The organism is Flavobacterium sediminis (assembly GCF_003148385.1).
GTDB classification, from domain to species: domain Bacteria; phylum Bacteroidota; class Bacteroidia; order Flavobacteriales; family Flavobacteriaceae; genus Flavobacterium; species Flavobacterium sediminis.
Map to the genome: position 1 here is coordinate 1,276,325 of NZ_CP029463.1, position 12,595 is coordinate 1,288,919.

The window sequence follows — 12,595 nt, forward strand, 5'->3', positions numbered from 1 at the left end:
TTTCAGGATTTGAAAACAATAGAAGGAATAAATCATTACAAAGCTTCTGAAAAAAAAACCATCTTGACCCTTGGGACATTTGATGGCGTTCATATAGGGCATCGGTCAATAATTGAAAAAGTGGTCTCGGAAGGCCAGAAGAAAAACCTGGAAAGCATTGTGCTTACTTTTTTTCCGCACCCGCGAATGGTTTTACAACAAGATGATACTCTAAGACTTTTAAACACTATTGAAGAAAAAGGAGAACTACTTGAAAAATTAGGCTTAGACACATTAATTGTTCATCCTTTCAGCCAAGAATTTTCAAGGCTTACCGCTGAAGAATTCGTTAAAAACATTCTGGTTGAAAAGCTTAATATTGCTAAGATCATTATCGGTTATGATCACCGATTCGGCAGAAACAGAACAGCAACGATTGACGATCTGATCACATTCGGAAAAGAATATAATTTTGAAGTAGAACAGATTCCCGCAGAAGTAATTGACAACAATTCAGTAAGTTCGACCAAAATCAGGAAAGCATTAGAAAACGGAGAAATTGAACTGGCTAACTCTTACTTAGGTTATCCTTATTTTATAAACGGAACTGTAATAAAAGGACAACAATTAGGTCGTAAAATCAATTTTCCTACCGCAAATATTGAAATCAAGGAAAAATACAAGTTAATCCCCAACTTAGGAGTCTATGTTGTGCAGTGCAGTATTGAGAAAGAAACTTATAACGGAATGATGAGTATTGGTTTTAACCCGACGGTAAATGAAAACAAAAAGCTGAATCTTGAAGTGAATCTCTTTGATTTTAACAAAGATATTTACAACAAGGAAATTCGTGTTTGTTTTCTAAAACGAATACGTGACGAAGAAAAATTTGATTCGATAGAATTATTACAAACCCAATTAGAAAAAGACAAAATTTACAGTTTAAATTACTTCTCAAAAGAAGAATAAATAACATGTTCAAAACAACTTTTTTTAAATCTGTTGATATTGCTCCGCTAATTGTATTCCGGATAATTTTCGGGTTCTTAGTTGCCATGGAAAGTTTCGGAGCTATTTTAACCGGATGGGTCAAAAAAGTTTTTATTGAACCGGAATTTACCTTTCCTTTTATCGGATTTGAATGGTTACAACCCTTACCTGAAAACGGTATGTATTTGTACTTTGCCATAATGGGCATCTTAGGCATTTTTATTATAACAGGATTTTACTACAGGATAAGCATCGCTTTTTACACTCTCTTATGGGCCGGAGTTTATTTCATGCAAAAAACATCTTACAACAATCATTATTACTTATTACTATTGATAAGTTTTGTAATGATCTTTTTACCAGCCAATCAAGAAAAATCTTTGGACGTAAAGCTAAATCGTACCATTAGAAAGCAAACTATGCCAAACTGGATTCGGATGTTTTTTATAATTATGATCGGTATTGTTTACACCTATGCTGCTCTGGCTAAATTTTATCCTGATTGGCTCGACGGAACTTTTACTAAGAATCTATTGTTAACAGCGCCATTATTTAATTATATCAGTAAGGATTCCTTTATTTACGATCTGTTCAACCAAAAATGGTTCTACCTTTTAATTGCCTATGCAGGGATTTTTTATGATCTGCTTATTGTTCCCTTACTTTTGTTTAAACGAACCAGAACTATTGCTTTAATCAGTTCTCTAATATTTCATTTATTCAATTCGATCACTTTGCAAATAGGCATTTTCCCTTATTTCGCCTTAAGCTTTGCTTTATTTTTTTATCCTCCGGAAAAGATCAGAAGACTGTTCTTAAGAGACAAAGAATATATTACATCACAAGAACATTATAACTATCAGAACCGAAACGTTTTCTATTTTCTATTCATCCCGTTTTTAACGATTCAACTACTTTTACCCTTACGCCATCACTTAATTGAAGGGATGTATTATGGACAGAAGAAGGACATCGGTTAAGCTGGCGAATGATGCTCAGAAAAAGAAGCGGATATATCTCTTTCAGGATCGTGGATCGCAAAACCGATCAGTCTCACATTTACAACCATTACGATAAACTTTCTTCGAAACAACATACTCAAATAGCCACTAAACCTGATTTTATATGGCAATTCTGCCAAAAAATTAAATCAGAATACGCAGACAGAGACATCAGTATTTATGTCAATTGTAAAAATGCTATAAACGAAAAAAAACACCTTATTTTCATTGACCCTGAGTATGATATGGCTAAGGCTGAATGGAATTATTTCACCCATAATGAATGGATTTTGCTCCATGAACCCGATAAAGTTTTCTTAAAAGAATAAAAAAATCATAACACTTTAATAACTTTGTGGTTTAATTTTTTGTATGGATTATGGGACAGTTTCAATTAACTCCAATTGAACGTGTAAAGAATATTTCTAAAGAAGATTTTTACAATAACTACTTTAAAAAGCAAAAACCGGTAGTAATTGAAGGGCTCACCAAAGACTGGCCTGCCTTTGAAAAATGGAACTTAAACTATATCAAAGAGGTTGCCGGTGACAAAATTGTCCCTTTATATGACGACCGACCTGTTTCTCATGAAGATGGCTTTAACGAGGCTCATGCTAAAATGAAAATGAGCGATTACATCGATTTATTACAAAAAGAGCCTACTAACTACCGTATTTTTTTGTACAATCTGATGAAAGAAGTTCCCCAACTTCAGAATGATTTTAAATGGCCAAATATAGGACTACGATTGGTTAAACAGCTTCCGATGTTATTCTTTGGCGGCGAAAATGCTAAAGTTTTCATGCACTTTGACATTGATTATTCTAATATTTTACATTTTCATTTTCACGGCAAAAAACAGTGTATCTTATTTGACCCGAAACAAACACCATACATGTACAAAGTTCCGCATTCCTTAATTTCAAGAGAAGATATTGACTTTGACAACCCTGATTTTGATAAATTTCCGGCACTTCAAAAAGCAAACGGTTTACTCTGTGAACTTAATCATGGAGATGTTTTATTCATGCCTGAGGGATTCTGGCATTATATGAAATATGTTACTCCTGGATTTTCTATGAGTTTAAGGGCATTTCCCAGCAAGCCAAGCAATCTTTTAAAAGCCGCCTACAATGTTTTTGTCATGCGTCATTACGACAATTTTATGCGTAGAAGAAAAGGACAAGACTGGATCGATTATAAAAACGAGAGAGCTATAGCTGATACACACAAGAATATATAAAAAAAGCGACTTAAAGTCGCTTTTTTTATTTTGTATTCAATTCTGTAAAGTACTTATAGAATAACGGAATGGTTTCAATACCCTTAAGGTAATTGAACACTCCAAAATGCTCGTTTGGCGAATGAATAGCATCGCTATCCAAACCGAATCCCATCATAATTGTTTTGCTTTTGAGCTCTTTTTCAAACAAAGCTACAATCGGAATACTACCTCCTGAACGAACCGGAATCGGCACAATCCCAAAAGAATCTGCATAAGCCTTTGAAGCGGCCTGATATCCAATTGAATCTATTGGCGTAACATATCCTTGACCTCCGTGATGCGGTGTAACCTTTACTTTAACTGCTTTAGGTGCTATACTTTCGAAATGTTTTGTAAATAATTCAGTGATCTCTTCCCAATCTTGATTGGGCACTAAACGCATCGAAATTTTAGCATACGCTTTACTCGGAATTACCGTTTTTGCTCCTTCACCGGTATAACCACCCCAAATACCATTAACATCTAAGGTCGGACGGATGGAATTACGTTCATTGGTCACATACCCTGTTTCTCCGTAAACATCTTCTATATCTAATGCTCGTTTATAACTTTCTAAAGAAAACGGCGCTTTAGCCATTTCTGCTCTTTCCTCTGCTGAAAGCTCTTCTACTTTATCATAAAAACCGGGAATGGTAATATGGTTATTCTCGTCATGCAAAGAAGCGATCATTTTTGTCAAAACATTAATAGGATTGGCCACTGCTCCACCATACAATCCGGAATGCAGATCCCTGTTAGGGCCGGTCACTTCCACTTCCACATAACTTAATCCTCTTAACCCGGTAGTTATTGAAGGTTGTGTATTAGAAATCATTCCTGTATCGGAAATCAAAATAACGTCATTGGCTAATTTCTCCTGATTCTGTTCTACAAACCATCCCAGACTTTTTGAACCTACTTCTTCTTCTCCTTCGATCATAAACTTAACATTACAAGGCAGGCAATCATTCTTCATCATATACTCAAAAGCCTTGACATGCATATACATTTGCCCTTTATCATCACAAGCTCCTCTTGCAAAAATGGCTCCTTCCGGATGGATAGTCGTTGCTTTTATAACAGGTTCGAAAGGAGGTGAAGTCCATAATTCTACCGGATCGGGCGGCTGAACATCATAATGCCCGTAAACCAGTACTGTCGGTAAATCTTTGTCTATTATCTTTTCACCGTAAACGATCGGATAGCCTGGAGTTTCACATAATTCTACTGTATCACAACCTGCCTCTTCTAATCTTCTTTTCACTTCTTCAGCTGTAGTGATCACATCATGTGCATAAGCACTATCTGCACTAACTGAAGGTATTTTTAATAAATCAACTAATTCATTTAAAAAACGTTCTTTGTTTTCCTGAACGTACTGCTTTATATTTTCCATTCTTTTATTTTGAATATTTTCAAAAATACAAAATTGTTTTAATAGTAAATTCTTAAAAATTGTTATAAAAACAAAGCCTATTATTTATAAAACTCAAAAACAACTTTTTAGTACATAAAAAAAGCGACAGAAATCTGTCGCTTTTTAATGGTTTTATTATCTTGATTAGAAGATCACTTTTCTAATTATTCTTTCATTATTTTCTAATACAACCTCAACAATCAATGCCTGATTTGATTTTGCAATACCTTCCACCTGAAGTGTTGAAGTACTCACTTGTTTATTGAACAACAACTGACCTAGTACATTGTGGATCGTTACTTGTTTTATTGTATTATTTGCAGAATTAATAATCAAGTTTTCAGCAGATGCTATTGTAACTTCATTTTCATTACCCGTAAAAACGTCTGTAGTCAGTGCTACTGTAGTATAGCGAAGGACAAAACGATCGTTATCCTCTCCGGCAACAGTATAGAAGCTATATGGTGCTTGTCTTAAATCATGAATAACATTTAGTTCTTTATCTTCAAGATAGATATCCTGACTGCCTGTAAAAAGGCCATCAACAGCAGCAATTGAAATATTATATGTTCCGTTTGAAGGTGCAAAATAACCCATTTGTACTTTATCTTTATTATCAAATGGTAAAACCCTACCCTGGATAGTCATTTTATCTTCATCAATGATAGAATAAATCTTCATGCTGGTTTTAACCGCTGTTACAGCATCAAACATTCTGTCTTTTCCTTCCGTTGCCCCGGCAACATACCCTACTAATGTTCTATCTGAAACAGCATTTGCATTTGAAATATCCAACCAAATTCTATGCTTTTCAATACCTATATTTGCTATTTTACCATTAGACTGACGATAAAACTGACTGTTATCATAACTAGTACTTCTTAAAGCATTATTGAAAGTTACTGTTTCAGATGTTGTAGAACCATCCAACATATTCACCAAGAACGATTGCCCTCCTGCAATATACCCGTTAAATCCTGCCGGACCACTTACTGTACCTGTCCCGTTAAAAGTAATATAATCGTTCGGAGTATAGTTAGCTACAAACGTTCCGTAAAAAGGGTTATTAATAGCTGTTGAAGGCGATGTTGAATGTGTCCAAACACGAACAGCTCCTTCGATATTTGTGTTTGCCAATAAGAAATCTTCTGCGCTGATCGCTGACGGATACGGATTACCGACTAAGTTCCAGTTATCATCAAAACGAGTGATTGTCGTTCCGTTAGTTCCGGCATAATCTGCCCCTTCATACGTTCCTCTTTGAATTGTTGGTGTAACAATACCATTTCGAGCAACACCTGTAAAAGTTCTACTGAATACGTCTCTCATAATATAACCTACTCCGGCTGCCATTGAAGATCCTCCGGCTGCAACCCAATTTCCTTCTCCTCCGTTTGTATTGGCAACTGTAGTAGCCCAAGTATACACATAACCTGATGGTGCATTAGCACCATCAACAGGTGAAGACCAGTAAACGTAGTCAAATGTATTACCCGTTGTTGTTCTTTCATAAGTAATGTCTCCGGTATTTACTCCTGCATCATTTATCTGTACCAAAGAACCGTCATTATGTACTGTTAAAGTACCATCAACTACCAGATTGTTTTCAATCAAAACATAATCAGCTGCCTGAACATCTAAAGTAAAGCCCGTATTTACTACTAAACTACAACATTCGAAACTTCCGTTTACAGCCGTATCATAGTTTCCATTAATAGTCGCTGCTTTCATTAAATCGGGCACGCCGTTTGACCAAGTTGTTCCATCCCATACAGTAGCGCCTTCTTTTATGATTGCCGCATCAGTAGCAGTAAAACATGTAACTGCATCTTCTCTAATTTGACAATAATATTGATAGCCATTTAAACCACTTGTTGATGAAATATTTAAAGTAGTTGAAGTAGCTCCGCTATAAACACCGCCATTACTAACTGCTGACCAACCTGTGTTCCCTGGCACATTTACATACCACTGATATGTTAAACCAAAACCTCCGGCTACCCCTTCGGTTCCTGAAACAGTTAGCGTTGCCGAAGTAGATGAGCAGCTAGAATTAACATCTACCGGATTAAGAGTTACCGAAGGGCTATTCCCGTTAGCATCCGGAAGAACCAATCCTGCACTAGGATAACATTCCCCAGCAGCTAAAGGTGTAGTACTCCAATCTGCAGCGACAAAAGAAGTTCTTGCACTTAGTGCCCCTGCATTTCTAACCATATAGTATCCTGGTCCTGTAGCGTATGTATGTACATCATCAATTACAACACTTCCATCCGCATTTCTTAATTGAATACCGTCGTCTTCATTAAAACCGTTATCGATAGTACCATTTGTTGATGCTGGTCCGCAACTCCCCACAGAAACCTTTAGTATTCCTAAATCACCTGGTGCAATTGTACCTGTTAAAGCAGCATAATCTATCTCATTTCCGTCATTATAGTTACTGGTTCTCCAAATACTATAATTGGTCATATCAACTGTCGCTGCGGTACCATTATACAAAGTTATAAACCCGCCAGAGCCTGTTTGTTCATCATGAATATCATATATTATCAAATCTGTAATCGTGCTTCCTTCACAAGAAGTTCTATCATTTGTAATTAATGTAAATGCAGCACTTGTATCGCAAGGCTGACTGTCTGTAATTATGATATCTCCGGTAGTAGCTCCACTAGGCACTATTGCTACTATTTCCGTTGCAGAATTAGAAACTATACTGGCACTTACTCCTCCAAAAGACACAGAAGAACCTGTTAAATCTCCTGACGAAGCTGTAATTGTAACTTCAGTACCTACAGGTCCGGAAGTAGGCGTTACTGATACGACCGCCGGAGTACAAGGTGTTCCACAAAACACATTAACATTACTCAAATACCACGGTGAAGTAGTAGAAGATGCTTTTGTAAATCTTATATAAACTGTAGAAAAAGAAGTATATGCAGATAAATCAACTGTACAAGCAGTTATACTTCCTGAAGTAGTATTAGAATGGTCGTATGTAAAGACAGTAGTAAATGGTCCTGTCTGAGAAGTTGTTGAAACTTCAATTATTAAATCTTTTGCACTTGTATTTGTTGTTCTTCTCAAATCAAATGTTAAACTTGCGGGATTTGAAAGCGCTAAAGTTGTTAAATCACCCGCAAAGCTTCCAAAAACGGCTTCTCCTGAAGAATATGTAACACTATTAGCATCCCAACCTGAAGGCGTAGCCGAAAAACTTGATTCAGATAAACAAGGGCTATCCGTAATTGTAATTACCAAAGTTTCAGTATCCGTTCCATAAGCATTAGTTGCACTAATAGTTACATTATAAGTTCCCGGTGTTGCAACCGAACCTGTAATTTCTCCTGTAGTTGTATTAATCGACAAACCGGCAGGCAAACCGGTTGCATTATAACTGGTGGGTGTATTTGTAGCAACAATATCATACGCAAAAGCAGTACTTATAACCCCTGTTGCCGTTAAAGCACTCGTAATAACCGGTGGTGAAGTCAACAACCACTGAGCATACAAAGTTGTATTAGCAGTAATAGTAAAAGTTGTACTGGTTGCATAAGCAATTCCACTACCATCATTCGCCGTATTCCAACCATTAAATGTATATCCCGTATTTGTTAAACCGCCTGTATTCCCCAGAACAGTAACAGTATCTCCTGAATTATATGCATTAGCATCTGTAGGCACGGAACCTCCTGTATTTCCATTTCCGTCATAGGTTACTGTATAGGTCGAAACCCCGGAGATATAAGTTACCTCAAAAAAATCTACATAAATCCTATTACTACTACTACCATCTTTTTGATAAAATTCAACTTCACTAGTAGCTGTCAAACCGGACATTGTATAAGTAGTTCCAGCAGCTAGATTAGTAGCTCCCCCTCCATCAACGGTGTAAGCCGCAGGTCCTGTAGTTCCAGAAGCATGAACCACTACATCTGTTATAGTAACTCCATTTGAAGCATAAACTATTATAGAGCCTCCTTTTGTTGCGTTTTGATATAACCTTAACTGACCACTAAAAATAGCAGGATTAGAAGTTCCACTATTTTTAAAAGAGCCAAAGCCTATATTTGCGTCTAAAGCAATACCTGGTGCCGCTTGATTTAATCCAGTAACAGCTCCTGCTGCTGAAAAGTCATAAGAAACTGTCGTTTGCCCAAAAGAAAGAGCTGAAAAAAATAATGTTAAGAGTAGTAATTTTAATTTCATTTTTTTACTAATTTGGGTTAATAAAAATTAGTTTCGCCTTTAGAAAAGCGGGCAAATTTATGCAAAAATATTTGAGAATCAGTCTTTTTGTTAAAAAAAGGCTTTAATAAATTGTTAAGAAATTGAGTTCAAAACCTGAAAAAACACTTTCTGTTGCTGAAATCACAGCTAAAATGGAATATTATTGTTCCTACCAAGATCGTTGTTATAAAGAAATTTATGAGAAGTTAAAATCGTTTCATTTAATACCGGAAGCTAAAGAAAAAATTTTACTCCATTTAATGGAAAACAACTTTGTCAATGAAGAACGTTTTGCCAAGAGTTTTGTTCGCGGTAAACATCGCTATAAATACTGGGGAAGAGTACGCATTACGAATGAATTAAAGTTTCGGGATATTTCATCCCGACTAATTCGGGAAGCACTGGCTGAAATTTCTGAAGAAGAATATTTTGATAATTTTCACCAATTGGCAGAAAAGCATTGGATTAGTTTAAAAGAACCGAAAGGTTCTAAAAAAAACAAGAAGTTTACCGACTTTTTATATCGGAAAGGCTATGAATCCCATTTAATTTTTGACAAACTAAATGAGTTGAATACTCACTAAAATAAATTGAAAAATGAAAATTTAGATTTTCTTTTTTTCTTATTTTTCTGTGGTTTCTTTTGCTCCTCTTTGTTTTGCAGCGGAGCAACACCTACGTTTAAAACTTCTTTTAAATGTTGATTGATTTCCATGTTTAATTTTTTTTACAAAATTACTCACTACTTATTAAGATTGTCTTTATTCAAAATAAAGTAATCGTTAAATCTAAAATACAGATAAAACTTATTGCCTTATCTTTGCACAAAAATTAAGAACATGCTGGAAGATAAAAACCAACATAAAACCAATATAGAGTCTTTAGGTGAATTCGGACTGATTGATTATTTGACTAAAAATATTGAAATATCTCAAGAATCAACTTTGAAAGGTATCGGAGATGACGCTGCTGTTTTAGATTTTAAAGATAAAAAAGCGGTTATTTCTACGGATCTGTTAGTAGAAGGTGTTCATTTTGATTTGGCATATATGCCTTTAAAGCATTTAGGATATAAGGCTGTAGCAGCTAATGTATCTGACATTTGTGCTATGAACGCAACACCTACACAAATCACGGTTTCATTAGCTCTTTCTAACCGATTTCCTTTAGAAGCTGTTGAAGAACTTTACGAAGGAATAAAATTAGCCGCTAAGATCTATAATGTTGATATTATTGGAGGAGATACAACTTCTTCACAAAAAGGATTAATTATTAGCATTACAGCTATAGGCGAAGCCAATTTAAACGATATTGTATACCGTAGCGGAGCCCAACCCAATGATCTACTAGTGGTTACCGGAGACATAGGAGCCGCTTATATGGGGTTACAGGTTTTAGAACGGGAAAAGCAAGTTTTTTTGGTAAACCCTAACAACCAACCGGATTTAGAGGCTTACACTTACTTAATAGAGCGACAGCTTAAACCGGAAGCACGAAAAGACATCAAGGAGATTTTAGAAAAACTCGAAATAAAACCTACCGCTATGATCGATATTTCAGACGGACTATCGTCCGAAATATTGCATTTGTGTAAACAAAGCGGCGTAGGATGCAACTTATATGAGGATAAAATTCCGGGTGATCCGCAATTGATCAATGTTTGTGAAGAATTTAATCTGGATATCACAACTATTGCTTTAAACGGCGGTGAAGATTATGAATTACTGTTTACCATTTCAACGGAAGATTATGACAAAATAAAAGGGAATCCGAACTTCACTGTTATCGGACATATGACGGAAGAAAAAGAAGGTACCCACCTTATTACTCGTGCCAACACTAAAATTGCTTTAAAAGCCAGAGGTTGGAATGCTATAAAAGAAGAATAATTTATTCTAAAGAATTATTATTTATATAGGCTAAGAATTGCGGTTTATATTGTTCTGAAACCGTAATTCTTTGTTTATTTATCACTATCTGACCCCTTTCTACCACTTCAACATTGGGCAACGACACAATAAATGATCTGTGTACCCGCATAAATCTGTCAGAAGGCAATACTTCTTCCAAACTTTTCAGACTCATAAGCGTTAAAATCGGTTTTGGATTGTCTTTAAGCCAAATTTTGACATAATCCTTCAGTCCTTCGATATAAAGTATTTCATCGAATGAAATTTTCAGTTGCTTGTATTCTGATTTCACATAGAAAAAAGAATTCTCTTTTATATTTTCTTTTCTCTTTTTCCAAAGTGCAAACCATTCTTTTGCTTTATTAGCTGCTAAGAGAAATTCAGCATAATTGAACGGTTTCAGTAAATAATCCAAAGCCTCCGCTTTAAAGCCTTCGATAGCATATTGATTAAAAGCAGTGGTAAAAATTATACGTGTCGATTTAGGAACTACTTTAGCGAATTCCAAACCGGTCAGATCAGGCATTTGAATATCTAGAAAAACAACATCTACCTTTTCTTTTTCAATATAGGCTAAGGCTTCTACAGCGCTATTACACTTCCCTGCCAATTGCAGGAATGGTGTTTTCAGGACATAACGTTCCACTAAATCCAGCGCCATAGGTTCATCATCTACAATTAAACAACTTAGTTTATCTTCTTCCATCCCAAATTTCTTTAATTCAACAACTGTTCTCTTTAACATTTTGACAGCAACTTACCCTGTTATCTGCTACAAATTAATAGCCAAAGTTGTTATATAATTCTTATTACCGATCTCTATATCCATTGTATACCGATCTTTGTAAAGTAATGTCAATCTTCTTTTTAAATTCTCTAACCCAATGCCGGAACCACTTCTGTCAGCAGTACTTTTAGAAAAATTTTTATTCTCTGATCTGAAAATAACCGTATGATTTTCAACTTTCATATCAAAAGAGATTGTGGTACTCTCACTGGCGGAGACTCCATGTTTAAAGGCATTTTCAATTAAAGATACAAAAAGAAGAGGTGCTATTTTTATTTCTTTAGCATTTTGCGGAAAATGATAGATTACATTTACATTTTGATTAAATCTCAATTTCATTAATTCTATATAATTAACCATAAAAGTAATCTCGTTATTGAGGTCTACTTCTTTCTGGTCTGTTTCATACAAGAAATAACGCATCAATTTACTCAAACTATGAATAGCCTCTTTTGATTGTTCCGGGGAAACATCTACCATTGCATAGATATTGTTCAAAGAATTGAAAAAAAAATGAGGTTGCAATTGGTATTTTAAGTGTTGTAATTCTGATTGTAAACGTTCATTTTCGGCTTCTTTTTGCAATGCTTCTGTTTTAATCCATTTTTGCGTTGTTTTTAACGCAATGGAAAAAACGACGGGAACAGAAAAAGATATGATATCTACATAAATAAAAAGCTTTTTAGGAGGTCCCTGCCCTTTTATTTCAGGCCTTATCAATTGATCGACAAGAAATGTTTTTATCTCATTATTGACTAAAACAAATACGGCTACCATGATTACATTCAATACAACGAACAGCAGGATCTTTTCCCGAAACAGAAATTTATCGATCAAAATAAAATAGTTTCCGTAAAAAATCAAAGCATAAAAACACAGTGGTATCCAAGAATGTACCAATACTTTTTGAAGTGCTTCCGACTGACCTGAAGAGAGCAGATACGGAAGACTAAAAAGTATTATCCAAACTAAAAAATGGAAAAAAACAATGCTTCTTTTATTCTTAACAATATTCAT

Annotated in this window: 11 protein-coding genes; 6 read left to right on the top strand and 5 right to left on the bottom strand. The window is 35.2% G+C overall.

Features of this window, described 5'->3' with window-relative positions; all coding sequences use genetic code 11:
- The first annotated feature begins 9 nt into the window (after window positions 1-9).
- From DI487_RS05940 to DI487_RS05950, 4 genes are read left to right on the top strand one after another with little or no spacing between them, the layout of a single operon-like run.
- Entirely contained in the window at window positions 10-948 is a 939-nt protein-coding gene (locus tag DI487_RS05940; protein ID WP_245896540.1) for a bifunctional riboflavin kinase/FAD synthetase, read from the top strand.
- Between the two features lie 5 nt (window positions 949-953).
- A complete protein-coding gene (locus DI487_RS05945) occupies window positions 954-1,949 on the top strand; it encodes an HTTM domain-containing protein (protein WP_394335974.1) in 996 nt (331 codons plus the stop codon).
- A gap of 11 nt (window positions 1,950-1,960) precedes the next feature.
- Window positions 1,961-2,299: a hypothetical protein gene (locus tag DI487_RS16680; RefSeq protein WP_394335975.1), complete on the top strand. Its 339-nt coding sequence runs from the start codon at window positions 1,961-1,963 to the stop codon at window positions 2,297-2,299.
- Between the two features lie 50 nt (window positions 2,300-2,349).
- Window positions 2,350-3,213 carry a cupin-like domain-containing protein gene (locus DI487_RS05950; RefSeq protein WP_109568813.1) on the top strand — a complete coding sequence of 288 codons (864 nt, stop codon included), beginning with the start codon at window positions 2,350-2,352 and terminating at the stop codon, window positions 3,211-3,213.
- A gap of 25 nt (window positions 3,214-3,238) precedes the next feature.
- Here DI487_RS05950 and DI487_RS05955 read toward each other — a convergent pair whose 3' ends face one another.
- Both DI487_RS05955 and DI487_RS05960 read right to left on the bottom strand, forming a co-directional pair.
- Window positions 3,239-4,630, bottom strand: a complete 1,392-nt coding sequence (locus DI487_RS05955) for a dipeptidase (RefSeq protein WP_109568814.1) — start codon at window positions 4,628-4,630, stop codon at window positions 3,239-3,241.
- Window positions 4,631-4,795: 165 nt separating this feature from the next.
- Window positions 4,796-8,860, bottom strand: coding sequence for an InlB B-repeat-containing protein (locus DI487_RS05960; RefSeq protein WP_109568815.1), 4,065 nt, complete (start codon window positions 8,858-8,860; stop codon window positions 4,796-4,798).
- A gap of 122 nt (window positions 8,861-8,982) precedes the next feature.
- On the opposite strand from DI487_RS05960, the gene DI487_RS05965 reads away from it, so the two are divergent.
- The gene (locus DI487_RS05965) at window positions 8,983-9,465 is read left to right on the top strand and encodes a regulatory protein RecX (RefSeq protein WP_317046271.1); all 483 of its coding nucleotides are present in this window, start codon (window positions 8,983-8,985) and stop codon (window positions 9,463-9,465) included.
- On the opposite strand, the gene DI487_RS16460 is transcribed toward DI487_RS05965, so the two are convergent.
- Entirely contained in the window at window positions 9,462-9,596 is a 135-nt protein-coding gene (locus tag DI487_RS16460; RefSeq protein ID WP_256475998.1) for a hypothetical protein, read from the bottom strand. The genes DI487_RS05965 and DI487_RS16460 overlap by 4 nt on opposite strands.
- A gap of 124 nt (window positions 9,597-9,720) precedes the next feature.
- Between DI487_RS16460 and thiL the strand changes: the two genes are divergently transcribed.
- Window positions 9,721-10,770: a thiamine-phosphate kinase gene (thiL, locus tag DI487_RS05970; protein WP_109568816.1), complete on the top strand. Its 1,050-nt coding sequence runs from the start codon at window positions 9,721-9,723 to the stop codon at window positions 10,768-10,770.
- A gap of 1 nt (window position 10,771) precedes the next feature.
- On the opposite strand, the gene DI487_RS05975 is transcribed toward thiL, so the two are convergent.
- On the bottom strand, window positions 10,772-11,536 hold the full coding sequence (locus DI487_RS05975) for a LytR/AlgR family response regulator transcription factor (RefSeq protein ID WP_245896541.1): 765 nt from the start codon (window positions 11,534-11,536) through the stop codon (window positions 10,772-10,774).
- A gap of 27 nt (window positions 11,537-11,563) precedes the next feature.
- Window positions 11,564-12,595, bottom strand: a complete 1,032-nt coding sequence (locus DI487_RS05980) for a sensor histidine kinase (protein ID WP_109568817.1) — start codon at window positions 12,593-12,595, stop codon at window positions 11,564-11,566.